Raw genomic sequence first — 25,421 nt, 5'->3', positions numbered from 1 at the left:
TCTTTCACCTTTCCGGCTTTCCTGGCGTGCAAACCGCTCGCGTTTAAGCCGCATGGCGGTGAAATGGCATTTCAATAATCAATATTACATCCGTTTACATTCATTCAATGAATGCGTATATTTCGCATTCGCGTTTTCATAAAAATTATTACCAGACGAATTACAAAACCCGCCTGACGCGACAACGTATCGCGGCAAGGCTTTCCCTCTAACGCACCATTAAGGGTTTATTCATGTCTTTCACTCATCACGCCAGGGGCGAAGCGCGTCCGTTAGCCGCCACACCGTCGCTGCTTGCCGCCTGCATTGCCATGGCTTTAGTCCCCTCTGTTGCGTTTGCGACAGATACCGCCGCCGTATCTGAAGAGACGGTTGTGGTTGATGGTGCGGCATTGAGCACCGCTGACAGCCAGGCGCAAGACTACAGCGTGAAAACCACCACCACAGGCACCAAGCTGTTACTGGTTCCGCGCGACATCCCGCAATCAGTAAGTGTGGTCAGCCAGCAGCGTATGCAGGATCAGCAGTTAAATACGATCGAACAAGTGCTGGATAATACGATTGGCGTCAGCGCATCGCGCATTGATACTCACCGCACGAACTTCTTCGCGCGTGGCTTTTTCGTCAGTAACTTTGCTTATGAAGATATGCCAACATTCCTTGATAACCGCTGGAATTTTGGTGATACCGCAGGCGACACCGCCATTTACGATAAGATTGAAGTGGTGCGTGGCGCGGCCGGTCTGATGAGTGGGGCAGGTAATCCCTCAGCTTACGTCAATATGGTACGTAAACATGCCGACAGCAAAGAGTTCAAAGGAACGGCTACCGCGACTTATGGCAGTTGGGACAACCAGCGCTATGTCCTGGATCTGCAAGCACCGCTGACCGAATCCGGCAACGTGCGCGGCCGGGTCATCACGGGTTACCAGGATAAAGATTCATGGGTTGAACGTAACCACTACCGCAAAAAATTTATTACGGGCGTAGTGGATGCGGATATCACCGACTCCACCACCCTTTCTCTCGGTTACGACTATCAGGAAAGCGAAGAAGACAGTCCGACCTGGGGCGGCTTCCCATCGCTGTATAGTGACGGCAGCCGCACGCATTTCCGCCGTGGTTTCAATACGGCGGCTGACTGGGCTTACTCTAATGTCGATTCTTCAAAAATTTTCGCCAACCTGACTCAACGTTTTGACAACGGCTGGGAGGCGAAAGTTAACGCCATGCATGCGGAAACAAACTTCGACAGCAAGCTGATGTATATCGACGGTTACCCGGATAAAACCACCGGTCTGTATGATGCCTCGCAGTGGCAAGGCGCATGGGGCGGCTGGAACCGTGGCGAGCGCAAACAAGACTCCATTGATGCGTTTGTGCGCGGTGGGTACGATTTGTTTGGTCGCCAGCACGAAGTAATGTTCGGCGGTAGCTACAGCCGCCAGCGCAACAATTATGACAACGCATATCCGGTTAATGACAATTCCGGCCTGATGGATGTCGGCAACATTCATAAATATAACGGTAACACGCTGGCCGACCCGAGCTGGTCTGACTGGGCGCTCTACCAGCGCGATGTGATCCGCCAGAAATCACTGTATGCGGCAACCCGTATCTCTTTAGCCGATCCGCTGCACCTGATCCTCGGCGCGCGTTATACCGAATGGACCGCAAAATATAATCTGGAACGTAAGCCGGATGAAATCCGTAACAGCAAGTCCGATGACGTTACGCCCTACGCTGGCCTGATTTATGACATTGATGACACCTGGTCGGTGTACGGCAGCTACACCTCTATTTTCGAACCGTCCAGCCAGCGTGATATCAACAGTGAATTTCTTGAACCTACCACCGGTAAAAGCTACGAAGCCGGGATCAAGGGTGACTGGTACAACACTCGTCTGACGGCGACCCTGGCGGTGTTCCGTACCGAGCAGGATCACGTTGCGGTATCGACAGGCGAGTACATTCCGAATTCCGGCGGCCAGACAGCATATAAATCCGTCAATGGCACCGTAAGCAAAGGCATTGAGTTTGAGTTGAATGGTGCCCTCACTGACAACTTACAGCTCACCTTTGGTGCCAGTCGTTTTATGGCTGAAGATGGCGACGGTGTGGCCGTTAACCCAGAACAAGCGCGGACCACGATGAAATTGTTCACACGTTATCAATTGCCGATGTTACCGGAACTCTCCATTGGTGGTGGTGCGCGCTGGCAGAATAAAACCTGGCAGGAGATCAAAGGCCCGAGCAGTGACATGCGCATTACACAGAGCGGTTATACCGTGGTTGATCTCTTCACTCGCTACCAGGCAACCAAAAACTTCGCCATCCAGGCCAACCTGAACAATGTGTTCGATAAAGAGTATTACGACTATCTGGGCACTTACGGTGTGTACGGTGCGCCGCGTAACGTCTCCGTGAGCGCCAGCTACAGCTTCTAGGGGTTAAAGCCGAGCGCCAGAAAAGCCCGCCATCTTACTGGCGGGCTTTTTTATGCTTTACAGATTATGTTTTCCAAAACCTGTGTGGCGATATCCTGGAAATCCCTTTCAAACCGCCATTGCATGCAACAGCTCAGTTTCCAACACCTCAGTCAGCACCAGCGAAGCTCTTATGGCAGACGCTTACGGTTTGCTTACCTTCAGGCGTTTATCGCTAAATCGGGCGTGAGTTTGTGGAACGCTTCTGTGACAAAACAGCGAGTTTGCCGGGGCAGGCCGGTTAATGGCACACGATCTGTTGGTGGTGGTGGTGTTTGACGTTCTTCCTCTGTTCTTTCAGAACAGTGAAAATTCGCCGTTATCAAAGGCAACACTGATGGCGCCTGGAAGGGCAGACCGAAATTCTGAAAAAGAAGCTTCTGCCTGTCCCGTGAAATTTAATTCCGGAGGCAAAACCTGTTGCTGACCCGATCCACAGAACGTGGTTTTAAGTGGGCAATAAAAAAGGGAGCCATCAGGCTCCCTCAGTCTCCCCAGACTATGGCTTAGTTGCTACGGATGTACTCATCCATTTCGGTTTTCAGGTTATCGGACTTCGTACCGAAAATTGCCTGCACACCGGAGCCAGCAACAACCACACCCGCAGCACCCAGTTTCTTCAGGCCAGCCTGATCCACTTTCGCTACGTCAGCCACGCTGACACGCAGACGCGTGATGCACGCATCCAGGTTGGTGATGTTCTCTTTACCGCCGAACGCAGTAACCAGAGCCGGAGCCATTTCACTGGTAACACCAGCTTTGCTCTCTTCAGTGGTGTCTTCACGACCCGGGGTTTTCAGATCCAGCGCTTTGATCAGCACGCGGAAGATGGTGTAGTAGACCACCGCATAACCCGCACCGACAATCGGGAATAGCCACAGTTTGCTGCTGTTACCGCTCAGCACGATGAAGTCAATCAGACCGTGAGAGAACGACGTACCGTCACGCATACCCAGCAGGATACAGATCGGGAATGCCAGGCCTGCCAGAATCGCGTGGATAACGTACAGGATCGGCGCAACGAACATGAAGGAGAACTCGATCGGCTCGGTGATACCGGTCAGGAACGAGGTCAGCGCTGCGGAGATCATGATACCGCCCACTTTGGCGCGGTTTTCCGGTTTGGCAGAGTGCCAGATAGCGATAGCAGCAGCCGGCAGACCGTACATTTTAAACAGGAAGCCGCCAGACAGTTTACCCGCAGTCGGGTCACCCGCCATATAACGCGGGATATCGCCATGGAACACCTGGCCTGCCGCGTTGGTGAACTCACCAATCTGCATCTGGAAAGGTACGTTCCAGATATGGTGCAGACCAAACGGCACCAGGCAACGTTCAATGAAGCCGTAGATACCGAACGCCACAACCGGGTTCTGATAAGCGGCCCACTGGGAGAAGGTCTGAATCGCAGTACCGATCGGCGGCCAAATAAAGGAGAGGATCACGCCGGTGAAAATCGCTATCAGACCGGAGATGATCGGCACAAAACGTTTACCAGCGAAGAAGCCCAGATACTCAGGCAGCTTGATGCGATAGAAGCGGTTAAACATATACGCGGCAATCGCACCGGAGATAATACCGCCCAGCACACCGGTATCAGCCAGGTGTTTTGCGGCAATTTCTTCAGCAGGTAAATGCAGAACCAGAGGCGCAACCACTGCCATGGTTTTCACCATGATGCCGTAGGCAACAACTGAGGCCAGAGCCGAAACGCCGTCGTTATTGGTGAAGCCAAGCGCAACACCGATAGCGAAGATCAACGGCATGTTAGCAAAAACGGAACCGCCCGCTTCGGCCATAACGTGGGAAACCACTTCTGGCAGCCAGCTGAAGTTTGCAGAACCGACGCCCAGCAGGATACCTGCGATAGGCAGTACGGATACTGGCAGCATCAGCGATTTACCGACCTTCTGCAGGTTAGCAAATGCATTCTTAAACATAATTGAGAGTGCTCCTGAGTATTAGTGCTTTTTTCTACGTTTTCACGCATTGGCGAGGGGGGAGAACCGCGCCGTGGGAAGGGCATCTAAGCGCCCTTTATTTATTACACAGAGTAAAATAAATCAGTAAAAGTTTGTTTGACGGCTATCACGTTTCAGCTAGCGTCAGTCGCGAAACTCACACTGATTTACAAAAGGTGGCAGCTTCCGTATGAAAAACGACCGCCACCGCCTTTTTTATGGCGGTGAACTTTACTCCGATCGTTTATTAATTACGAGTACTAAAATAAGCTGACAGATCAGGCAGATTGCAGGCGGGATGGCTCGATATGAAACAAATGGCCAAAGTTCTGTGTCGTTTGTTGAGCCAGCTCTTCGACAGAAACACCTTTCAGCACCGCCATATATTCCGCCACATCACGGGTCATCGCTGGCTGGTTCTCTTTGCCGCGATGTGGCACCGGGGCGAGATAAGGCGAATCGGTTTCGACCAGTAAACGATCGAGCGGAATATAACGTGCCGCATCACGCAGTTGCTCTGCGTTGCGGAACGTGACGATACCCGAAAAAGAGATGTAAAAGCCCATATCCAGTAGCTTCCCCGCCGTTTCGCGATCTTCGGTAAAACAGTGCAACACTCCGCCGCAATCCATCACTCGCTCTTCCTGCAAAATCGCGAGCGTATCGGCCCGCGCATCGCGCGTGTGTACAATCACTGGCTTGTTCAATTCACGGCCAATGCGGATATGGTGACGTAAGGACTCCTGCTGGCGGAGCTTAGTTTCTGGCGTATAAAAATAGTCCAGCCCGGTTTCTCCCATCGCCACAACACCCTCTTCCGCCGCCAGTTGGCGCAGCGTTTCAACGTCGTACTCTTCATCCTGGTTCAGCGGATGCACACCGCAGGAAAAGACCACATTCGGGCGCTCACCCACCAGCGCACGCATTGCGCGATAACCCGGTAACGTCGTGGCAACCGCCAGACAAAACTTCACATCGCGCGCGGCAGCTTTCGCCAGCACATCATCAACATCTTTGTGCAAAGAGTGGTAATCCAAGCCATCGAGGTGGCAGTGCGAATCAACTAAAAACATAATGTTCTCTTACAGATGGGATACAGGAAGCGTTACGCCTGTTTGCTGGTAACGTTCCAGCGTTAACAATAGATCGGTCAGCAACAACTCGCGGTTAACCCCGACCACACTAAGCAACTGTTCACGACAGGTAAAAATAGCATGCAGCTGCGCGTGCAGCGTTGACGCTTGCACCTGGCGCGCCAGCTTTTCTACCAACGCTAAAGCATCAACGTTACTGAGCAACGTCGCGCCTTGCTGCATTTTCAATGCATCAAGAAGCAACGCAGAGAGCCACTGTAAACGCTCAGCCACTTTGTCGTGGTTCAGCGTCGGGAACATAGCCAACCAGTCACCGTTATTGAGCGCCGTGTCTGTCGCCTGGCACAGCGTCTGCCGTTGCGCCCAAACATCGTCCTGAAGCAGCGCTTCTGCCGCACCAGGCGAACCGGCACACAAACGTAATGCGGTCAGAATTGTCTCTTGCGACGCGGTGACTTCCCGCGCAAGCCAGCTGCAGGCGTAGTTTTCTGCGGGTGGCGCAAGGTGATGCAAGCGACAGCGGCTGCGCAACGTCGCTAATAATCTTGCCGGTTCCCGACACCCAAGGAAGAACCAGGTGCGCGCGGGAGGTTCTTCCAACGTCTTCAGCAAAGCGTTGGCGGCAGCGTCGGTCAATAATGCGGCATCCTGGATCCACACTACTTTTGCACCGCCCAGCCGCGCATGCTCATAAAGCTTTTCATTCACTTCGCGTACCGCATCAATGCCAAGCGCGGATTTCCCTTTTTCCGGTGCAAGAGCATAGTAATCAGGATGTGTTCCAGCCTGCATAAGCTGGCAGCCTCGGCAGTGACCGCAGCTTTTATGCCCTTCGGGTGTCTGGCATAGCAAGAAACGGCTGATGGCGTAAATCAACGCATCTTCACCCATCCCCGGCAGGGCGTGGATCAGCAACGCGTGGTGCCCACGACCGATCTGATAACTAGCAACCAGTTGCTCAAAATCGGGGCGTAGCCACGGATACCATTTCATGCGCCCTGCTCCTGCACCCAGGCTGTCACTGTCTGGCGGATGTCGGCAATCACTTTTTCCAGCGGTTGAGTAGCATCAACGGTGCGAATACGTTCATCTTGCGCAGCCAGTTCCAGATAACGCGCACGGGTACGGTTGAAGAAATCCAGCGACTCTTGTTCAATACGATCCAACTCGCCACGCGCACGCGCACGTTTCAGACCGACTTCTGGTGTGACATCCAGGTAGAGCGTCAAATCGGGGCGAAAATCCCCCAGCACGGCATCGCGCAGCGTGGCCAACATGGTTTGGTCAATGCCTCGTCCACCGCCCTGGTACGCCTGTGTAGAGAGATCATGACGATCGCCGATCACCCAGCAACCACGCGCAAGTGCAGGTTTAATGACAGTTTCCACAAGTTGAACCCGGGCGGCGTAAAACATCAGAACTTCGGCCTTATCTGTGATCACTTCATCACCAACGGAACGGATATCCAGCACCAGGCTGCGCAATTTTTCCGCCAACAGCGTCCCCCCCGGCTCCCGCGTAAACACCATTTCACCGACGCCAAGCTCTTGCAGCGTCTCAACGATGACATCACGCGCCGTGGTTTTCCCTGCGCCTTCAAGCCCTTCGATAACGATGTATTTACTGCCCATTTTTTTCCTTAAGTACTTTCAGGTAGTCCTGCACTGCCCGGTTATGGCTGGCGAGATTGGTATTAAATGTATGCCCACCTTGACCATCAGCGACAAAATAGAGATACGGCGTCTTCGCCGGATGCGCCGCCGCTTTCAGCGAGGCCTCACCGGGTGTAGCGATAGGGCCAGGCGGCAAGCCGCTAATCACATAGGTGTTATAGTCAGTCGGCGTTTCCAGATCGGCGCGCGACAGCTTACCATTATAACGCGCGCCCATCCCGTAGATAACCGTCGGATCGGTTTGCAGCCGCATCCCGATGCGCAAGCGGTTAATAAAGACGGAGGCCACCTGATCGCGTTCGCTGGCGACAGCCGTCTCTTTTTCGACAATCGACGCCATTGTTACCAGTTGGTTCTGATCTTTATACGGTAGCCCTTCCATGCGCCCTTCCCAGGCTTGCTCCACCGCACGCGACATTTTCTGATGCGCGCGCTTGAGTAACGCAATGTCTGTCGTATTCGCGGTGTACATCCAGGTATCGGGCCAGAACCAGCCTTCAACCCATTGCGGGTGCTCCAGCTTCAGCGCCTGGGCCACCGTGGCGTAGTCGTCATCTTTCAGCGTGTGCTTAATATACGGTGCATCGCGCAATTGCTTGAGGTAATCACTCAGGCGCATACCTTCAACCAGACGCAGCGGAAATTGCGCTTCTTTACCGCTCTCCAGTAACTGCAGCATCTCGCGCACGGTCATCTTCGGCGTAAAACGGTAGGTGCCAGCTTTGAAATGTGAAAGATCCGGTTCCAGCCGCAGCAGCCATTGAAACACGCGCGGGCGATTAATCACCTTTTCGCGATACAGCAATTCACCCAACGCCAAACGACCGGTTCCGGCGGGCAGTGTGAAAATGGTTTCATCTTTAATCAGGATCTGGCTATCCGCTAACTGGCGAACCTTCCAGACGCCCGCTCCCGCCGCGATAACCAGCAAAGCCAACAGGAGGAGAATTACGCGTAACATTTTCTTCATGACGGATTTATGCGCTCACACAAGGGGGCTAAAAAATGGTACAAATCGCGCGCTGACCAATGCTGTTCCGCCCATTGGCGGACGGGAACAACCGGCATCAACGCGTTACAAATAATGACTTCGTCGGCCAGCATCAGCACATCGTGCCGCGCATTGACTTCGACAACCTCAAAAGCAGATGTTGTCAGTTGGCGCAAACAATATTGACGCATAATGCCGTCAACACCGGCCTGATCCACACGCGGTGTAAAGACTTTCGCACCCTGCCGCCAGAAGATATTGGCAGCACAACATTCAATCAACCAGCCTTCACTATCCAGCACCAGCGCTTCATCGGCAGAGGTCTGCTCAAGCCCGGTACGAATCAATACCTGCTCCAGGCGGTTAAGGTGTTTGATCCCGGCGAGCATCGGGTTGCGCCCGAGGCAAATATCACTCAGCGCCAGTGTTACCCCTTCCCGCCGCCAACGAGCGTAATACGCAGGGCTTGCTGATACCGACACTATCCGCATCGGCGTTTCACAACCTGCTGCGCTATACCCTCGTCCGCCAGTGCCACGGCTGAGAATAACTTTCAACACACCCTCTTCTTTTTCTCTAGCAAGGTACGCCATTTCCCGCGCCAGTATGTCCCACTCGAGATAAGAGATCTGGAGCCGTTTACAGGCGAGACGCAAGCGCTGAAGATGCGCATCGAGAAACTGTATTTGTCCTTCAAGGATGCGCGCGGTGGTAAAACAACCATCGCCAAATTGCGTCGCCCGATCATTAGCGGCCAGCCATTGCTGCTCTTTACCATTAATCAAGAACATAGAGCGCTCCTTTATACGTCTGGCCGGACAGTTTGGCAGGATGAAAAGCGCAGGACAAGGGGATAAACCCGAATAGAAAAGGCCCGACAAGCGGGCCTTCAGTACACAGCGCAATGATCAGACTTTCTTGAAGATCAGCGAGCCGTTGGTGCCACCGAAACCGAAGGAGTTACACAGGGTGTACTCCATGCCGCTCACCTGGCGTGCAACATGCGGCACAAAATCCAGATCGCAACCTTCATCCGGGTTATCCAGGTTGATGGTCGGTGGAACGGCCTGATCGCGCAGGGCGAGGATCGAGTAGATAGATTCTACTGCGCCTGCTGCACCCAACAGATGGCCGGTCATCGATTTGGTCGAGCTAACCATTACTGTGCGAGCCGCGTCGCCAAAGACCGATTTCACTGCCTGTGTTTCTGCCATATCGCCCGCCGGCGTGGACGTACCGTGCGCATTAACATAGCCAATCTGACCAGGGGTGATGCCGGCATCACGCAGGGCATTAACCATCGCCTTTGCAGCACCCGCGCCGTTTTCCGGCGGAGACGTCATATGATAAGCATCGCTGCTCATACCAAAGCCGACAATTTCAGCATAAATTTTCGCGCCACGCTTTTTCGCATGCTCATACTCTTCCAGCATGATGATGCCAGCGCCATCGCCGAGAACAAAGCCGTCACGCTCTTTGTCCCACGGACGGCTTGCCGCCTGCGGGTTATCATTGCGGGTAGATAGCGCGCGCGCTGCACCAAAGCCACCAACGCCTAAAGGCGTACTGGCTTTTTCTGCGCCGCCGGCCAGCATTGCGTCGGCATCGCCGTAGGCAATGATACGCGCCGCGTGACCGATGTTATGCACACCAGAGGTACACGCTGTCGCAATGGAAATACTCGGGCCTTGCAAACCGAACATGATAGTCAGATGACCCGCCACCATGTTAACAATCGTTGATGGTACAAAGAACGGACTGATTTTACGCGGCCCACCCTTGGCGAGGGAACTGTGGTTTTCTTCGATCAGGCCGAGGCCGCCGATACCAGAACCAATCGCTGCGCCAATACGGGATGCGTTCTCTTCTGTGACTTCAAGGCCGGAATCCTGCATGGCCTGAACGCCAGCCACAATTCCATATTGAATGAAGTCATCCATCTTGCGCTGTTCTTTACGCGAGATGATGTCTTCACAGTTAAAATCCTTTACTAAGCCAGCAAATTTGGTTGCATAGGCGCTAGTATCGAAATGGTCGATCAGGCTGATGCCACTCTGACCGGCAAGGAGAGCTTTCCAGGTAGACTCTACGGTATTGCCGACAGGAGACAACATGCCAAGTCCGGTCACAACTACACGACGCTTAGACACGTTTGTCCTCCAGGGAGGGATAAAAAAAGAGATTCGTGGGATAACTACAGATAAAACTCAGGCGGTCGAATGACCGCCTGGAGATGTTCACTTACGCCTGGTGGCCGTTGATGTAATCAATGGCAGCCTGAACGGTGGTGATTTTCTCAGCTTCTTCGTCCGGAATCTCAGTATCAAACTCTTCTTCCAGAGCCATTACCAGCTCAACGGTGTCAAGAGAATCAGCGCCCAGGTCTTCAACGAAGGAAGCATTGTTGGTAACTTCTTCCTGCTTAACGCCCAGCTGTTCGCCGATAATTTTCTTAACGCGTTCTTCGATAGTGCTCATACTCTTAAATTTCCTATCAAAACTCGCTTTCGCGATGGTTTTCGTAGTGTATAAAATGTTGAAAAATTTGCAACTAAATCCCGGCAGTTCTTACCACGATTTTACGCTATTTTGAGGCCTTTCGCCCTAATAACGCAAATAATTTTCATCGTGGTTAAACCATATACATTCCGCCATTGACGTGCAGGGTTTCACCAGTGATGTAACCTGCCTCGTCAGAGGCTAAAAATGCAACCGCACTGGCGATTTCCTGAGCACCGCCAAGGCGACCCGCAGGAACCTGTGCCAGAATACCCGCACGCTGATCATCAGACAGCGCACGCGTCATGTCCGTTTCAATAAAACCCGGAGCAACAACGTTTACAGTAATACCGCGTGACGCAACTTCACGCGCCAGCGATTTACTGAAACCGATAAGACCCGCTTTCGCCGCAGCGTAGTTGGCCTGACCAGCATTTCCCATGGTACCAACCACAGAACCGATAGTGATAATACGCCCATGACGCTTTTTCATCATAGCGCGCATTACCGCTTTTGACAGACGGAAAACAGATGAAAGATTGGTATTGAGAATATCGTTCCACTCATCATCTTTCATGCGCATCAGCAGGTTATCACGGGTGATCCCGGCATTATTTACCAGAATATCAACCTCGCCAAATTCTGCGCGAATGTTTTCCAGAACAGATTCGATTGATGCAGCATCGGTCACATTCAGCAGCAAACCTTTGCCGTTTGCACCTAAATAGTCGCTGATCGCCTGCGCGCCGCTCTCGCTGGTCGCCGTACCGATAACCTTCGCGCCACGGGCAACAAGGGTTTCAGCAATAGCGCGACCAATACCGCGGCTTGCACCGGTTACTAGTGCGATTTTTCCTTCAAAACTCATGGTCTTCCTCTTTATTGCGCAAGTGCCTCTGACACAGCAGCCGGCTCGTTGAGCGCAGACGCAGTCAGGGTGTCAACAATACGTTTAGTCAGGCCGGTGAGGACTTTACCCGGGCCAACTTCATACAGGTGCTCAATGCCCTGCGACGCCATAAATTCAACGCTCTTCGTCCATTGCACCGGGCTATACAACTGGCGCACCAGCGCATCGCGAATCGCTTCTGCCGTCGTTTCACACTGCACATCCACGTTATTTACAACCGGAATCTGCGGCGCGTTAAAAGTAATGTTATTTAATTCAGCGGCCAGTTTTTCTGCAGCAGGCTTCATCAGCGCACAGTGCGACGGTACGCTCACTGGCAGCGGCAGCGCGCGTTTGGCACCTGCGGCTTTGCAAGCAGCACCTGCGCGTTCAACGGCTTCTTTATGACCGGCAATAACAACCTGGCCTGGCGAATTATAATTCACCGGAGAGACAACCTGCCCTTGTGCGGATTCTTCACACGCTTTGGCAATAGACGCATCATCCAGACCGATAATTGCAGACATAGCGCCAGTACCCGCCGGCACGGCTTCCTGCATGAATTTTCCACGCAGTTCAACCAAGCGAACCGCATCAGCAAACGCGATAACACCCGCACACACTAATGCAGAGTATTCACCCAGGCTATGCCCCGCCATCAGCGCAGGCGTTTTACCACCCTGCTGCTGCCATACGCGCCACAGCGCGACAGAAGCAGCCAGCAGCGCCGGTTGCGTCTGCCAGGTTTTGTTCAGTTCTTCCGCCGGGCCTTGTTGCACCAGTGACCAAAGATCGTAACCCAGGACAGTTGATGCCTCTGCGAATGTCTCTTCAATCACCGGATAAGCCGTAGCCATATCAGCTAACATACCGACGGTTTGGGAGCCTTGTCCCGGGAACACAAAAGCAAATTGCGTCATTTTTTTATCCTTATACTCAGAAACGAACCAGCGCCGAGCCCCAGGTGAACCCGCCACCAAACGCTTCCAGCAGCACAAGTTGCCCCGGTTTAATGCGTCCGTCGCGTACCGCTTCATCAAGCGCGCTGGGAACGGAAGCTGCGGAGGTGTTGCCATGGCGGTCCAGCGTAACGACGACGCTATCCATCGACATGCCGAGCTTCTTCGCTGTCGCGCTGATAATACGCAAGTTAGCCTGATGCGGCACCAGCCAGTCCAGCTCGCTGCGCTCAAGATTATTGGCCGTCAATGTTTCATCAACAATACGCGCCAGCTCTGTCACCGCAACTTTGAATACTTCGTTACCCGCCATCGTCAGATAGGTCGGGTTTTCTGGATGCACACGATCAAGATTAGGCAGCGTCAGCAGCTCACCGTAACTCCCGTCTGCGTGCATATGTGTGGAGATGATGCCTGGCTCTTCAGAAGTGCCCAGCACAACAGCGCCTGCACCATCACCAAATAGAATAATCGTACCGCGATCGTCAGGATCTAATGTGCGCGCGAGCGCGTCAGAACCAATGACCAACGCATGTTTCACCGCACCGGATTTAACATATTGATCGGCAATGCTCAGCGCATAGGTGAACCCCGCACAGGCAGCTGCAACGTCAAATGCCGGGCAGCCTTTGATTTCCAGCATGTTCTGGATTTGGCAAGCGGCACTCGGGAAGGCATGGGTTGCAGAGGTTGTAGCAACAATGATCAAACCAATCTGATCGTTATCGATGCCTGCCATTTCTAGCGCACGCTTAGCGGCTTCATAGCCCATGGTCGAAACCGTTTCGTTTGCAGCGGCGATGCGGCGCTCACGGATCCCTGTACGACTGACAATCCACTCGTCAGAGGTCTCCACCATTTTTTCTAAATCGGCGTTTGTCCGAACCTGCTCAGGCAGATAACTGCCGGTACCAATAATCTTCGTATACATGTACGCTCAGTCACTCTTGGGTAATATACACACGCTCTGATTTTCGCCATCCGTTGCAGACGAAGACGAGTGTGCATACACAGATTCCAGGCGAGCGGCGATCCGTTGTGGAACCTGCCGCTGCACCGCCTGCACTGCCTGCTCAATTGCCACGCAAAATGCGCGCTGATTCGCTGCACCATGACTCTTAATCACAGTGCCGCGCAATCCTAACAGACAGGCGCCATTATACTGGTCGGGGTTGAGGTGACTGAATCGCCTTGTCAGGCTTTTTTGTAACCAACGCTTTAATAAAATCAGCCACCACGACCTTTTTTTCCCTTCCCCCTGCGATTTCAGCAGCGAAAGAAACATTCTGACAACACCTTCCATTGTTTTTAATGTGACGTTTCCGGTAAAACCGTCACACACCAGCACATCCGTTTTGCCGGTCAATAATTCGTTCGCTTCAAGATAACCAATGTAGTTCATTGAGGACATGGAGCGTAATAATGCCGCAGCATCACGGATGCTATCGTGCCCTTTGGTTTCTTCTTCGCCAATATTCAGTAGCGCCACACGTGGGTTGGCAATACCGAGGATCTCTTCGGCCATCACCGCGCCCATCACGGCAAATTGCGCCAGCATCGTGCTGTCACAATCGACGTTTGCCCCGAGATCCAGCACAACGGTCTTGCCTTTCTGTTGATGAGGCAACACAGTCACCAGCGCCGGACGCTCAATTCCGTCAATCGGTTTGAGCAGCATTTTCGCCAGCCCCATTAGCGCACCGGTGTTTCCCGCACTCACGCAGGCCTGGGCGCGACCTTCTTTGACCAACTCCAGCGCGATACGCATAGAAGTACCACGGCTGCTACGAATAGCCTGCGCTGCGCGCGCATCACTGGCAATAACTGACTGGGCAGGAACAATAAGCAAGCGCGAGCGTTGCTCGAAATCAGCTTTGGCAAGTAATGGCGTGATAGCGTCGGGATCGCCGACTAAAAGAAGGTTGAGTTGAGAATTAGAGTTCAGTGCCTGCAAAGCTGCAGGCACTGTCACGGATGGGCCAAAATCTCCCCCCATGACATCTAACGCCAGGGTTAGACGTGTCAAGGTATCGTCGCAGCCTGGTTCGGTCTATCCCCGCTTACGCGGGGAAATCCTCACTAAGCTTCATCACGCTTGCGCGTGATTACTTAGTGATAACCTTGCGACCGCGGTAGAAACCGTCGGCGGTAATGTGGTGACGCAGGTGGGTTTCACCAGAAGTTTTGTCTACAGACAGGCTGGTGACTGCGGTCAGCGCGTCATGGGAACGACGCATGCCACGTTTGGAACGGGTTGGTTTATTCTGTTGTACGGCCATGGACCTTACTCCTTAATTACTTACGCTTTAAGCTGGCTAATACGGCAAATGGGTTTGGTTTCTGCGCTTCATCAGGCAGTTCCCCAAAGACCATGTCCGCCTCGGACACTTCACAGTGTTCAGAATCATGCACCGGAACTACCGGCAGGGAGAGAATGATTTCATCCTCGACCAGCGCCAGCAGATCGATTTCACCGAATTCGTTAACCTCAATCGGCTCATACGCTTCCGGCAGTGCTTCAGCCTGTTCGTCTGAACGCACAGGACTAAAACAATACGTGGTGTAGACCTGATGAGTGAACGGTTTCCCGCAACGCTGACATTCGAGCGATACCGTTACCTTTGCATCACCGGTTAATACGGCAAGGCGCTGATTGTCGATAACGAACGACATGGAGCATTCTACATCACTGTCTACGCTGACTACAGACTCAGCGACGCGCTCCGCCTGGTCGGGAGTATAGATACCCTCGTAATCAAGGCGTTTTTGAGCCGTGCGAACCGGATCAAGAGTCAGGGGTAATTTTACCTTTTGCATAGGGCGCGCATATTAACTTTGTAACGTCATATAGTCAAAGAAAAAGGCAGCCTGCGGTTGCCTTTTGCCAATAATTCGCACACATTGCGGCCTACAGTTTAAAATGCCTGTCATTGTTAAGCCATATTTGGTGAAAAAAATATGTCGCAAATTATTCTCGCTTCCACTTCGCCCTACCGCCGCGCTCTACTCGATAAGATCGGTTTACCCTTCGAATGCGCCGCGCCGCAGACAAACGAAACACCGCATGCTGGCGAATCGCCTCGACATTTAGTGCTAAGACTAGCGCAGGAAAAGGCACAATCACTGGCGCAAAAATACCCTCAACATTTGATTATTGGTTCCGATCAGGTGTGCGTGCTTGACGGCGAAATTACCGGGAAATCGCACACCGAAGAGAACGCCCGCCAGCAATTAATGAAGGCCAGCGGCAATATTGTGACTTTTTATACGGGCCTGGCGCTGTTTAATTCCGCCACCGGTCATTTGCAAACGGAATGTGATCCCTTCGATGTCCATTTTCGCCACTTGAGTGAACAGGAAATCGACGACTATGTTCGCAAAGAGCGTCCATTGAATTGTGCCGGTAGTTTCAAAAGCGAAGGATTAGGTATTGCACTGTTTGAACGGCTTGAAGGACGCGATCCTAATACGTTGGTCGGTTTGCCGCTGATCGCGCTGTGCCAGATGCTGCGGCGTGAACATTGTAACCCTTTGTTAAGCTAATGCTTTCGCGATCACAGTTTCTTTTTTAGACAAACAGTACATTCATCACCAATATTAAAACACCGTTTTAATTTAAGGAGAGGTGATGAAGATTTTACGTACGTTGCCACTGATGTTTGCACTGTTGGCGTCTGCCAATGTTTATGCGCAAGATGAGTGGCAAACCGAAGGCGTTGTTGAAGGCAATCTTCCGGCAAGCTGGCAAACGCTGAAAGCGCAGATGCGCTATCCCGATTCGTGGTTATCAGGCAACTTCAAAGATTTCCACCAGTGGCAATCGCATAGCCGCCAGCTATTTCGCAGCGCCCTGCTCACCCCAGACGCCACTAAATCCTTTTCCCCTCGCTCGATAGCCAAAGAAGATCGCGGCAGCTATACCGCTGAAAAACTTTCGCTGAACATTACGGATGATAACCGCATTTCCGCCTTGTTATTGATGCCGAAAACACCCGGCCCGCACCCTGCTATCGTTCTGTTGCACGATCATGGCTCGAAATTTGATATCGGCAAAGAGAAGCTGATCCGCCCCTGGGGTAATGCGGAGAAACTCGCCAGTGCGCAAGCGTGGGCTGACAAATTTTTCAGCGGGAAATTTATTGGCGATGAACTGGCGAACCGTGGCTATGCGGTTATCGCTATCGACAGCCCCGGATGGGGTGACCGTGGCCCGATGGTTTATGAGCAGCAACAGGCGCTGGCCAGCAACTACTTCAATCTGGGGCGCTCGCTGGCAGGCGAAGTCGCCTATGAAGATATGCGCACGGTCGATTTTATCGCCGCGCACGCGGGTGTGGACAGTAAACGCGTTGGCGTGTTGGGTTTCTCAATGGGCGGTTTTCGCGCCTGGCAACTGGCGGCGTTGAGCGAAAAAGTCGCTGCGACAGCAGTTATTTCGTGGTTTGGAACCTATAACGGCCTGATGCAACCCGGCAATAACGTGTTACGCGGTCAGTCTGCTTTTTATATGCTGCATCCCGGTTTGCCTGCACACATGGACATTCCGGATATTGCCAGCATTGCCGCACCGAAGCCGATGCTGATTTTCAGCGGTGGCAAAGACAAGCTTTTCCCGGCAGAAGCGGTAAAAGACGCTTTCGACAAAGTGCATCGGGTTTGGTCTTCACAGCAGGCGGACGACAAACTGGTGACGAAAAGTTGGCCTGAGCTGGGGCACGTCTTTTATCAGGAACAGCAAAACGAAGTATTTCCGTGGCTCGACAGGTGGCTGAAGCCGTAAGTAACTGTGCTTTCCCCCTCCCAGATGCGAGGGGGAAAAGATTATTTAGCGTTGCGTAATACTTGTAAACAGCGTTTGAGTGCCTCATCAAGCGGCGCTTCTATACGCATGGTCTCGCCCGTATGGGGATGCGTGAACTTGAGTGCCGCCGCGTGCAGAAACAGACGCGACAGCCCGGTCGACGCCAGTTGCTTATCAAAGTCGCGATCGCCATAACGATCGTCAAAAGCAATTGGGTGACCAGCATGCTGAGTATGTACACGAATCTGATGCGTTCGCCCGGTCACCGGGCTACATCGCATAAGGGTAGCGAATTCGTAGCGCTCTTCAACTTTAAAACGCGTTTCCGAAGGCTTGCCTTCGCTATTAACCCGCACTATCCGCTCGCCGCTTTGCAGAATATTTTTCAGCAAAGGTGCCTGCACCACTTTTACATGCGACTGCCACTGGCCGCGGACCAGCGCCAGATAATCCTTCTGCATATCTTTACCGCGTAATTGCTCATGCAGCGAACGCAGCGCGGAACGTTTTTTGGCCACCAGCAAAACGCCGGAAGTATCACGATCTAAACGGTGAACCAGCTCAAGGAAACGGGCTTCCGGGCGCAAAGCACGCAAACCTTCAATCACGCCAAAGCTCAGCCCACTACCGCCATGTACTGCCGTACCCGAGGGTTTGTTCAGTACCAGGATATGATCATCTTCATAGAGAATGACGTCGGTTAGCTGAGCAACTTTTTGTAAATGCGGAGAAACCGCCTCTTCTTCTTTTTCTGCCACGCGTACCGGCGGAATACGGATTTCATCCCCTGCTTCCAGTTTATATTCCGGTTTCACGCGTTTTTTATTCACCCGCACTTCACCCTTGCGCAGGATGCGGTAAATCATGCTTTTAGGTACCCCTTTGAGCTGGGTACGCAAAAAATTATCGATACGTTGCCCCGCTTCATCAGCGGTAATAGCAACAAATTTTACGGATGGTGTCTCAGTTTTCATGGGAGGCGATTCTAAATAGCCACGCTAATTAGCGCCACTCATTTTTCTATGCTTATATTTACAATTGACTCGGTAACTTCGTTTTACACAGTTGATTCGGCGGTTATTAAACCAATCTCCGGGCAAAGGTGAAAAAACTGTGAGTAACCGGGTGATAAATGGTAAAAGTCAGCTTGCTATAACAGGGTTCGCAGGGAATAATGTTGCGGTTTTCCGTGTTGAATCTTGTTAAAACAAGTAAATGAGCGGAATGACCAGTTTTGCCTGTCCGATCATACACGCAGCAATGGCGTAAGACGTATTGAACTTTCAGGCAGTTAGCGGGCTGCGGGTTGCAGTCCTTACCGGTAGATGGAATCTTCTCTGGAGAGTTTTTCCCAGGCTGTTCCCCTGATAATTGCGCTGTGTTTTCCACAGGAAACACAGGCAACCGACACACTGCGCCTCTTTAGCGAGCGACAACCGTGAGGTTGGCGACGCAAATAGTCTCGAGGCCATCGGTTCTCCCCCGGAAAGGCGTTATCTTGCCCGCAGCTTAGTCGTCAATGTAAGAATAATGAGTAAGTTACGATGAAAAGAATGTTAATCAACGCAACTCAGCAAGAAGAGTTGCGTGTCGCACTTGTTGATGGACAACGCCTGTACGACCTGGATATCGAAAGCCCAGGACACGAGCAGAAAAAAGCGAACATCTACAAAGGTAAAATCACCCGCATTGAACCCAGCCTTGAAGCCGCATTCGTTGATTACGGTGCCGAGCGTCACGGTTTCCTCCCCCTCAAAGAGATCGCCCGCGAATACTTCCCTGCTAATTACAATGCGCATGGACGTCCGAACATCAAAGACGTGCTGCGTGAAGGTCAGGAAGTCATCGTTCAGATTGATAAAGAAGAGCGTGGCAACAAAGGCGCGGCACTGACCACCTTTATCAGCCTTGCGGGTAGCTACCTGGTGCTGATGCCGAACAACCCGCGCGCGGGCGGCATTTCTCGTCGTATTGAAGGCGACGATCGCACCGAGCTAAAAGAGGCGCTCTCCAGCCTGGAATTACCGGATGGTATGGGCCTTATCGTACGCACCGCAGGCGTGGGTAAATCCGCCGAAGCGCTGCAGTGGGATTTGAGCTTCCGTCTGAAACACTGGGAAGCTATCCAGAAAGCCGCTGAAAGCCGCCCTGCTCCATTCTTGATTCATCAGGAAAGCAACGTAGTTGTGCGCGCCTTCCGTGACTATCTGCGTCAGGATATCGGCGAAATCCTCATCGATAACCCGAAAGTGCTTGAGCTGGCTCGCCAGCACATCTCCGCGCTGGGTCGTCCGGATTTCAGCAGCAAAATTAAACTGTACACTGGGGAAATCCCGCTGTTCAGTCATTACCAGATTGAGTCGCAGATTGAATCCGCTTTCCAGCGTGAAGTCCGTCTGCCATCCGGTGGCTCTATCGTTATTGATACCACCGAAGCGTTGACCGCTATTGATATCAACTCCGCACGCGCAACGCGCGGTGGTGATATTGAAGAAACCGCCTTTAACACGAACCTGGAAGCGGCAGATGAGATCGCTCGCCAGTTGCGTCTGCGTGACCTTGGCGGCCTGATCGTTATCGACTTTATTGATATGACTCCGGTACGCCACCAGCGCGCGGTGGAAAACCGCCTGCGTGAAGCGGTGCGCCAGGATCGTGCGCGTATTCAGATCAGCCATATTTCCCGCTTCGGCCTGCTGGAGATGTCCCGCCAGCGTCTGAGCCCGTCGTTGGGTGAGTCCAGCCATCATGTCTGCCCGCGTTGTAGCGGCACCGGCACCGTTCGTGATAACGAATCCCTGTCGCTGTCTATTCTGCGTCTGATTGAAGAAGAAGCGCTGAAAGAAAACACTCAGGAAGTGCATGCGATTGTGCCGGTTCCGGTCGCTTCATACCTGCTGAATGAAAAACGTGCCGCGGTAAGCGCTATCGAAGCTCGTCAGGGCGGCGTACGCTGCGTGATCGTACCAAACGACCAGATGGAAACGCCGCACTACTCCGTACTGCGCGTGCGTAAAGGCGAAGAGACACCAACGCTGAGCTATCTGCTGCCGAAACTGCATGAAGAAGAGATGGCAATGCCGTCTGAAGAAGAGCACGCCGAACGTAAGTTACCTGAACAACCTGCGTTGGCCACCTTCGTTATGCCGGACGTTCCGCCAGCACCACAAGCGCCAGCCGCAGCACCGAGCCAAGCGCAACCTGCCGCAACACCTGCAGCCGAACCAGGCTTGCTTGGCCGTTTCTTCTCTGCACTGAAAGGTTTGTTCGCGGGTGAGGCTACCCCGGCGCCGGTTGAAGTGAAAGAAGAGAAAAAAGATGAGAAGCAAGAGCGTCAGCAGGATCGCCGTAAGCCACGCCAGGGCAACCGTCGGGATCGTAATGACCGCCGTGATAACCGTAGCGAAGGCAATGAGGCGCGCGAAGGCCGTGATAACCGCGAAGGTCGCGAAGAGAATCGTCGTAACCGCCGCGAGAAATCACCGCAGAACGCCGAAGCCCGTGAATCTCGTCAGCCAGTCGTTGTCGATGAAACAGAAAAAGCGAAATCTCGTGACGAGCAGCAGCAACCTCGCCGTGAGCGCAACCGTCGTCGTAACGATGATAAACGCCAGGCGCAGCAGGATGTAAAAGAGCTGAACCGTGATGAGCAACCTGTTCAGGAGGCGGAACAGGAAGAGCGCGTACAGGTGATGCCGCGTCGTAAACAGCGTCAACTCAGCCAGAAAGTGCGTATTGGCGGTGACAACAGCGCAGAAAACCGCGTTGAAGAGGCAACCGTACAAGACGCCGCAGAGCAAAACACGCAACTGGCGAAAGTCGATCTGCCAGCGGTGGTAGAAACCGCACCGGTACAGGAACACGATGAAAACGCTGACGCGCGTGACAACGCGATGCCGCGCCGTTCGCGCCGCTCCCCGCGCCACCTGCGCGTGAGTGGTCAGCGTCGCCGTCGCTACCGTGATGAGCGCTACCCGCTCCAATCTGCAATGCCGTTGACCATAGCTTGTGCGTCACCGGAAATGGCGTCCGGTAAAGTGTGGATCCGTTACCCGGTTCCGCGCTACCAGGAAGAGCAGCACGATCTCCAGCAGACTCATGAGATGGCCGCTGAAAACAATACCGCCCCTGAGCAGGATATCGCTCCGGCTATTGCTGAAGCGCAATTGGTTGCACATCCGCAAGCGGAAGTTATTGAACCGCAGGCAACGGTTGAAAATGCCGAGCCAGTAGTGGTTGAACCACAAGCCTCGGTTGAAGCGCCGCAGACGGTTGCCGTTGAAACCACCCATCCGGAAGTCATCGACGCGCCGGTGGACGAACAACCGCAACTGATTGCCGAAGCAGACCGCACCGTTGCGCAGGAAGTGGCAGCAGAAGCCGAACCGGCGCAGCAGGAAGTCACACCAGTTGCAGAAACACCAGCTCCTGAAACTGTACAGGAAGTTGCCGAAGCCGCGTCTGCGCCAGTCGTTGCCGAGCCGGAGAAAGCACCGGTGGTTGCGCGGGTTGCTCCAGCAGCAAACAAAGTGGCTAGTGCGCCGATGACCAAAGCGCCAGCGCCTGCCTATGTGCCGGAAGCGCCGCGTCACAGTGACTGGGTACGCCCGGATTTCGTCTTTGACGGAAAAGGTTCTGCAGGTGGTCACAGCGCCACCCACGCAGCGACTGCACCGGCGACGAAACCGCCATCTGCTGAGTAATTCACTGGCAGTAAAAAGCCGACCCTCGGGTCGGCTTTTTTATGCCTGTCGCACCGGATGGCGCATACCGCCAAGTCCCGGCATCACTTCACGCATCAGTTGTAAAAATTTACGCAACCGCGCGGGATAATAACGTGCCCACGGATAAACCAGGTGAACCGGTAGCGGAGCGGCCTGCCACTGCGGCAACAGCGCTATCAGTTTTCCATTGATCAGCTCCTCTTCCACCGCCCAACTGGAAATCAGCGTCACGCCAAGCCCGCCAATGGCGGTATTACGGGCCGCATACAGGCTGTCGGTATAAAGCCGTGGCGCAATCGCCACCTGCTCCGTATCGCCGCTTTGCAGGTGGCTAAGATGAATTTCATGCTGATAGAAAGTGCTGAGCGCAATCCATGGCAGCGCTGAGAGCTGCTGCGGCGTTTCGACAGCGGGAAAACGCGCCAGCAACGCCGGTGACGCCACCATACATCTGGGCACTTCTGCCAGCAGTACCGACACCGTTGCCGGATCTACTTCTGCCCCAACGCGAATGGCGCAATCGATATTGGCACTGAGAAAGTCGACATTCTTGTCATTGAGCATCCATTCAACGGAGAGTTGTGGGTGACGTTCAAGAAACTGAGTCAGCGGACCGAGCAGTTGTTCCTGACCAAAGGCATGCGGCGCGCGCACGCGCAAAATCCCTACCGGCTCATCATCGGACTGGCTCAATTCATCTTCCAGCGCCACCCAGGCATCCGCAACGCGCTTTGCATGCTGGTAGCAGCGCTCACCATCATCCGTCAGCTTCATCGCATGAGTGGTGCGCAGTAGCAACTTAACGCCAAGCAGCGACTCCAGCGACTGCAAACGTCGGCTGACCGTCGCCTGCGTCGTGTCCAGCTGGCGCGCCGCCGCCGACAACGATCCGGCCTCAACGATACGGATATACGTCCGCATCAAATCCACCCTATCTATACGCTCTTGTCGCTTCATTATTATTTTACCTATACGTTTCACGTATAACCGTTTTACCACTCCGCTGGCTACCGCGCCATGCTCTGCTGCGTAAAAATGACCTCACTTCGTTATTCACACCAAACGTTTCTGGGAAACTTATTATGAACCGTCATTCTCTTTCGTCAGATGTTGTTGGCTGGGTCATTTTTGCCCTCGCGCTCGGCGCCGGATTCAGCGTCGCGGCTATCTACTATTCACAACCGCTGCTGCCATTAATGGGCAGCGACCTGCACTTAACTGTCAACGGTATGGGGCTGGTTCCGACACTCACACAGGCCGGTTATGCGCTGGGTATTTTGTTCCTGCTGCCGCTGGGCGACCGTCACGACCGCCGCCGTCTGATCCTGTTTAAAAGCGCTGCGCTTGCGCTGCTGTTACTGGCTTGTAGCCTGACCAGCCATCTGCCTTCATTGCTGATCGTCAGCCTGTTACTGGGAATGGCCGCGACTATGGCGCAGGATATTGTCCCGGCGGCGGCAATCCTCGCGCCGGAAGGCAAACAAGGGAAAATGGTTGGCACGGTGATGACCGGTTTACTGCTCGGTATTCTGCTTTCCCGTACCGTCAGCGGCTTTGTCGGCGCGGCATTCGGCTGGCGTATCATGTATCAGCTTGCCGCAGTCAGCATTGCGCTGATTGGCGTGCTGATGTGGTCGGTGCTGCCGCGCTTCGCGACGCACTCTACGCTGAGCTACCCGGCGCTGATGAAATCAATGGCGCATCTGTGGAAACGCTATCCGGCACTGCGCCGCGCCGCTTTCGCCCAGGGCTTTTTATCCATTGCTTTTAGCGCTTTCTGGTCAACCCTTGCGTTGATGCTGCTGGAAAAATATCAATTAGGCAGTGCGGTCGCGGGGAGTTTCGGTATCGCCGGTGCGGCGGGTGCGTTAGCCGCACCGCTGGCAGGTGGGTTAGCAGATAAAGTTGGCGCGGAAAAAGTCACACAGATAGGCGCAGGTCTGGTGACAATCTCTTTCGCCCTGATGTTCCTGCTGCCGGTACTGCCACCGCATGGTCAACTGGCACTGATTGCCCTTTCGGCCGTGGGCTTCGACCTGGGTCTGCAATCCAGCCTGGTGGCGCACCAGAACCTGGTGTACGGTCTTGAACCGCAAGCCCGTGGTCGTTTGAATGCATTGTTATTTACTGGTGTGTTCATCGGCATGGCGCTGGGCTCTGCGCTGGGCAGCAAACTTTACTCCGTCGCGTCATGGCAGGGTGTGGTGGTGCTGGCAACGGTTTCCGGTCTGATTGCTCTGCTGATTCGTCTGTTTGACGCCCGTCAACTCCAGCAAGCGGCACAGAAAGCATAAGATAAAAAAAAGCCCGCTCCGGGGTGATGGAGCGGGCATACCGAACATGCCCAGTTTCAAGACATGCTCAAAATGAAAACATTATTTATTCATCTGGAACAGCGACAGACCTTGCATATCGGTGAACGCTTTGTAGGACGCTTGCAGCGCAGCTTGCTGCATGGTGTAAGACGAAATCACCGAGTTCCAGTCCACGTCAATCAAATCACTCTTCTGCTGTTTCAGCGCAACGGTACGGTCATCACCCAACGCATCGAGGGTGTCCAGTTCGTTCAGTTGCGTACCCAGTTCAGCACGGACAGTCGACACGTTATTCAGCGAGTTGCCCAGACCACGGCTGGTTTTATCCACCACCGCCTGTGCTGCCGCCTTTGCGGTTTCATCGCCTGCTACCGGGGTTTTCAGTGCGGTAATCGCCGTATCAAGCATTTTGAACAGATCGGTTTCCGACGTGCCCGGCAAGCCGGTTGCCGGATCAACCGGCTCTGGCGTTGCGTTGCTGCTGATATGGTTGAACACCTCAGTACCAGTATGCGCAATCACCATGGTACGAGAGGCGTCAACCTGCTGGGAAATCGCCTGGTTACCACCGCTATAGGTGCCCGTTGCATCATACGGCGCGCTTTCAGTTTTATAGCCGCCAAAGATATAGCGACCGTTACCGTCGGTACTGTTCGCCAGGTTCAGCAGTTGATCACGGTAACCCTGCAACTCCGTTGCCAGAGAGGCGCGGTCATCATCACTCAGCGAACCGTTACCGGCTTTAACAATGGTGCCCTGTGCGCCAGTGATCGCGGTCGTCACCTGCTGTAATACGCTCTCTTCCAGTGACACTTTCTGCTTGGCGAAAGTACGCGCCGTCTCATACTGGGTGTTTTGCGCCTGCGCCTGCGAAATCACCACGGCCTGCGAAGCGGCAATCGGATCGTCCGACGGGCGGTTAACCTTCTGCCCGGTCGCCATTTGCTCGCCGTAACCCAACCACGCGCTCTGCGAGTTGGTCACGCCGCGCATACTTTGTTCGTACATCATTTGAGTACTGATACGCAT

22 protein-coding genes are annotated in these 25,421 nt (G+C 53.6%); 5 read left to right on the top strand and 17 right to left on the bottom strand.

The window, feature by feature from the left end:
- The first annotated feature begins 233 nt into the window (after nucleotides 1–233).
- Nucleotides 234–2,447 (top strand): ferric-rhodotorulic acid/ferric-coprogen receptor FhuE, encoded by a 2,214-nt coding sequence (fhuE, locus tag E0L21_RS17710; RefSeq protein WP_131411789.1) that lies wholly within the window; start codon nucleotides 234–236, stop codon nucleotides 2,445–2,447.
- Nucleotides 2,448–2,992: 545 nt separating this feature from the next.
- Here fhuE and ptsG read toward each other — a convergent pair.
- The 14 genes from ptsG to yceD all read right to left on the bottom strand — a co-directional run bounded on the left by ptsG (nucleotide 2,993) and on the right by yceD (nucleotide 15,369).
- Nucleotides 2,993–4,426, bottom strand: a complete 1,434-nt coding sequence (gene ptsG / locus E0L21_RS17705; RefSeq protein WP_131411787.1) for a PTS glucose transporter subunit IIBC — start codon at nucleotides 4,424–4,426, stop codon at nucleotides 2,993–2,995.
- 299 nt (nucleotides 4,427–4,725) lie between these two features.
- The gene (locus E0L21_RS17700) at nucleotides 4,726–5,520 is read right to left on the bottom strand and encodes a metal-dependent hydrolase (RefSeq protein WP_131411785.1); all 795 of its coding nucleotides are present in this window, start codon (nucleotides 5,518–5,520) and stop codon (nucleotides 4,726–4,728) included.
- A gap of 9 nt (nucleotides 5,521–5,529) precedes the next feature.
- On the bottom strand, nucleotides 5,530–6,534 hold the full coding sequence (gene holB / locus E0L21_RS17695) for a DNA polymerase III subunit delta' (RefSeq protein WP_131411783.1): 1,005 nt from the start codon (nucleotides 6,532–6,534) through the stop codon (nucleotides 5,530–5,532).
- The gene (gene tmk / locus E0L21_RS17690) at nucleotides 6,531–7,172 is read right to left on the bottom strand and encodes a dTMP kinase (protein WP_131411781.1); all 642 of its coding nucleotides are present in this window, start codon (nucleotides 7,170–7,172) and stop codon (nucleotides 6,531–6,533) included. The genes holB and tmk overlap by 4 nt, the downstream gene beginning before the upstream one ends.
- The gene (gene yceG, locus E0L21_RS17685) at nucleotides 7,162–8,184 is read right to left on the bottom strand and encodes a cell division protein YceG (RefSeq protein WP_131411779.1); all 1,023 of its coding nucleotides are present in this window, start codon (nucleotides 8,182–8,184) and stop codon (nucleotides 7,162–7,164) included. Before yceG ends, tmk begins: the two co-directional genes overlap by 11 nt.
- A complete protein-coding gene (gene pabC / locus E0L21_RS17680) occupies nucleotides 8,181–8,996 on the bottom strand; it encodes an aminodeoxychorismate lyase (protein WP_131411777.1) in 816 nt (271 codons plus the stop codon). The genes yceG and pabC overlap by 4 nt, the downstream gene beginning before the upstream one ends.
- A gap of 117 nt (nucleotides 8,997–9,113) precedes the next feature.
- A complete protein-coding gene (fabF, locus tag E0L21_RS17675) occupies nucleotides 9,114–10,355 on the bottom strand; it encodes a beta-ketoacyl-ACP synthase II (RefSeq protein WP_131411775.1) in 1,242 nt (413 codons plus the stop codon).
- 91 nt (nucleotides 10,356–10,446) lie between these two features.
- Nucleotides 10,447–10,683 (bottom strand): acyl carrier protein, encoded by a 237-nt coding sequence (gene acpP / locus E0L21_RS17670; protein WP_000103754.1) that lies wholly within the window; start codon nucleotides 10,681–10,683, stop codon nucleotides 10,447–10,449.
- Nucleotides 10,684–10,837: 154 nt separating this feature from the next.
- Entirely contained in the window at nucleotides 10,838–11,572 is a 735-nt protein-coding gene (gene fabG / locus E0L21_RS17665) for a 3-oxoacyl-ACP reductase FabG (RefSeq protein WP_131411773.1), read from the bottom strand.
- An 11-nt stretch (nucleotides 11,573–11,583) separates the two neighbouring features.
- Entirely contained in the window at nucleotides 11,584–12,513 is a 930-nt protein-coding gene (gene fabD / locus E0L21_RS17660; RefSeq protein WP_131411771.1) for an ACP S-malonyltransferase, read from the bottom strand.
- 16 nt (nucleotides 12,514–12,529) lie between these two features.
- On the bottom strand, nucleotides 12,530–13,483 hold the full coding sequence (locus E0L21_RS17655) for a beta-ketoacyl-ACP synthase III (RefSeq protein WP_020457448.1): 954 nt from the start codon (nucleotides 13,481–13,483) through the stop codon (nucleotides 12,530–12,532).
- Nucleotides 13,484–13,489: 6 nt separating this feature from the next.
- Nucleotides 13,490–14,578, bottom strand: a complete 1,089-nt coding sequence (gene plsX / locus E0L21_RS17650) for a phosphate acyltransferase PlsX (protein WP_131411769.1) — start codon at nucleotides 14,576–14,578, stop codon at nucleotides 13,490–13,492.
- A gap of 79 nt (nucleotides 14,579–14,657) precedes the next feature.
- The gene (gene rpmF, locus E0L21_RS17645) at nucleotides 14,658–14,831 is read right to left on the bottom strand and encodes a 50S ribosomal protein L32 (protein ID WP_007374494.1); all 174 of its coding nucleotides are present in this window, start codon (nucleotides 14,829–14,831) and stop codon (nucleotides 14,658–14,660) included.
- Between the two features lie 16 nt (nucleotides 14,832–14,847).
- Nucleotides 14,848–15,369, bottom strand: coding sequence for a 23S rRNA accumulation protein YceD (yceD, locus tag E0L21_RS17640; RefSeq protein ID WP_065368743.1), 522 nt, complete (start codon nucleotides 15,367–15,369; stop codon nucleotides 14,848–14,850).
- A gap of 141 nt (nucleotides 15,370–15,510) precedes the next feature.
- Between yceD and E0L21_RS17635 the strand changes: the two genes are divergently transcribed.
- Together E0L21_RS17635 and E0L21_RS17630 are read left to right on the top strand one after the other, a co-directional pair.
- Nucleotides 15,511–16,095, top strand: a complete 585-nt coding sequence (locus E0L21_RS17635; protein ID WP_131411767.1) for a Maf family protein — start codon at nucleotides 15,511–15,513, stop codon at nucleotides 16,093–16,095.
- Nucleotides 16,096–16,180: 85 nt separating this feature from the next.
- Nucleotides 16,181–17,332, top strand: a complete 1,152-nt coding sequence (locus E0L21_RS17630; protein ID WP_131411765.1) for a dienelactone hydrolase family protein — start codon at nucleotides 16,181–16,183, stop codon at nucleotides 17,330–17,332.
- A 41-nt stretch (nucleotides 17,333–17,373) separates the two neighbouring features.
- On the opposite strand, the gene rluC is transcribed toward E0L21_RS17630, so the two are convergent.
- Nucleotides 17,374–18,327 (bottom strand): 23S rRNA pseudouridine(955/2504/2580) synthase RluC, encoded by a 954-nt coding sequence (rluC, locus tag E0L21_RS17625; RefSeq protein WP_131411763.1) that lies wholly within the window; start codon nucleotides 18,325–18,327, stop codon nucleotides 17,374–17,376.
- A 570-nt stretch (nucleotides 18,328–18,897) separates the two neighbouring features.
- On the opposite strand from rluC, the gene rne reads away from it, so the two are divergent.
- Nucleotides 18,898–22,056, top strand: coding sequence for a ribonuclease E (rne, locus tag E0L21_RS17615; RefSeq protein WP_131411761.1), 3,159 nt, complete (start codon nucleotides 18,898–18,900; stop codon nucleotides 22,054–22,056).
- 39 nt (nucleotides 22,057–22,095) lie between these two features.
- Here the strand turns inward: rne and E0L21_RS17610 are convergent, their stop codons facing one another.
- Nucleotides 22,096–22,998 (bottom strand): LysR family transcriptional regulator, encoded by a 903-nt coding sequence (locus tag E0L21_RS17610; protein WP_380206420.1) that lies wholly within the window; start codon nucleotides 22,996–22,998, stop codon nucleotides 22,096–22,098.
- A 161-nt stretch (nucleotides 22,999–23,159) separates the two neighbouring features.
- Here E0L21_RS17610 and E0L21_RS17605 point away from each other — a divergent pair, with 161 nt between their 5' ends.
- Nucleotides 23,160–24,371 carry an MFS transporter gene (locus E0L21_RS17605; RefSeq protein WP_131411757.1) on the top strand — a complete coding sequence of 404 codons (1,212 nt, stop codon included), beginning with the start codon at nucleotides 23,160–23,162 and terminating at the stop codon, nucleotides 24,369–24,371.
- Nucleotides 24,372–24,452: 81 nt separating this feature from the next.
- Here the strand turns inward: E0L21_RS17605 and flgL are convergent, their stop codons facing one another.
- Entirely contained in the window at nucleotides 24,453–25,421 is a 969-nt protein-coding gene (gene flgL, locus E0L21_RS17600; RefSeq protein ID WP_131411755.1) for a flagellar hook-associated protein FlgL, read from the bottom strand.

The sequence above is a fragment of the Kosakonia quasisacchari genome, assembly GCF_004331415.1.
GTDB classification, from domain to species: Bacteria; Pseudomonadota; Gammaproteobacteria; order Enterobacterales; family Enterobacteriaceae; genus Kosakonia; species Kosakonia quasisacchari.
Note: the sequence above shows the minus strand (reverse complement) of the source record. Positions and strands in the feature narration are given on the sequence as shown.

Coding starts and splice junctions, on each gene's coding strand:
- fhuE (WP_131411789.1), top strand. CDS start 234: ATGTCTTTCACTCATCACGCCAGGGGCGAAGCGCGTCCGTTAGCCGCC.
- ptsG (WP_131411787.1), bottom strand. CDS start 4,426: ATGTTTAAGAATGCATTTGCTAACCTGCAGAAGGTCGGTAAATCGCTG.
- E0L21_RS17700 (WP_131411785.1), bottom strand. CDS start 5,520: ATGTTTTTAGTTGATTCGCACTGCCACCTCGATGGCTTGGATTACCAC.
- holB (WP_131411783.1), bottom strand. CDS start 6,534: ATGAAATGGTATCCGTGGCTACGCCCCGATTTTGAGCAACTGGTTGCT.
- tmk (WP_131411781.1), bottom strand. CDS start 7,172: ATGGGCAGTAAATACATCGTTATCGAAGGGCTTGAAGGCGCAGGGAAA.
- yceG (WP_131411779.1), bottom strand. CDS start 8,184: ATGAAGAAAATGTTACGCGTAATTCTCCTCCTGTTGGCTTTGCTGGTT.
- pabC (WP_131411777.1), bottom strand. CDS start 8,996: ATGTTCTTGATTAATGGTAAAGAGCAGCAATGGCTGGCCGCTAATGAT.
- acpP (WP_000103754.1), bottom strand. CDS start 10,683: ATGAGCACTATCGAAGAACGCGTTAAGAAAATTATCGGCGAACAGCTG.
- fabG (WP_131411773.1), bottom strand. CDS start 11,572: ATGAGTTTTGAAGGAAAAATCGCACTAGTAACCGGTGCAAGCCGCGGT.
- fabD (WP_131411771.1), bottom strand. CDS start 12,513: ATGACGCAATTTGCTTTTGTGTTCCCGGGACAAGGCTCCCAAACCGTC.
- E0L21_RS17655 (WP_020457448.1), bottom strand. CDS start 13,483: ATGTATACGAAGATTATTGGTACCGGCAGTTATCTGCCTGAGCAGGTT.
- rpmF (WP_007374494.1), bottom strand. CDS start 14,831: ATGGCCGTACAACAGAATAAACCAACCCGTTCCAAACGTGGCATGCGT.
- yceD (WP_065368743.1), bottom strand. CDS start 15,369: ATGCAAAAGGTAAAATTACCCCTGACTCTTGATCCGGTTCGCACGGCT.
- E0L21_RS17635 (WP_131411767.1), top strand. CDS start 15,511: ATGTCGCAAATTATTCTCGCTTCCACTTCGCCCTACCGCCGCGCTCTA.
- E0L21_RS17630 (WP_131411765.1), top strand. CDS start 16,181: ATGAAGATTTTACGTACGTTGCCACTGATGTTTGCACTGTTGGCGTCT.
- rluC (WP_131411763.1), bottom strand. CDS start 18,327: ATGAAAACTGAGACACCATCCGTAAAATTTGTTGCTATTACCGCTGAT.
- rne (WP_131411761.1), top strand. CDS start 18,898: ATGAAAAGAATGTTAATCAACGCAACTCAGCAAGAAGAGTTGCGTGTC.
- E0L21_RS17610 (WP_380206420.1), bottom strand. CDS start 22,998: ATGCGGACGTATATCCGTATCGTTGAGGCCGGATCGTTGTCGGCGGCG.
- E0L21_RS17605 (WP_131411757.1), top strand. CDS start 23,160: ATGAACCGTCATTCTCTTTCGTCAGATGTTGTTGGCTGGGTCATTTTT.
- flgL (WP_131411755.1), bottom strand. CDS start 25,421: ATGCGTATCAGTACTCAAATGATGTACGAACAAAGTATGCGCGGCGTG.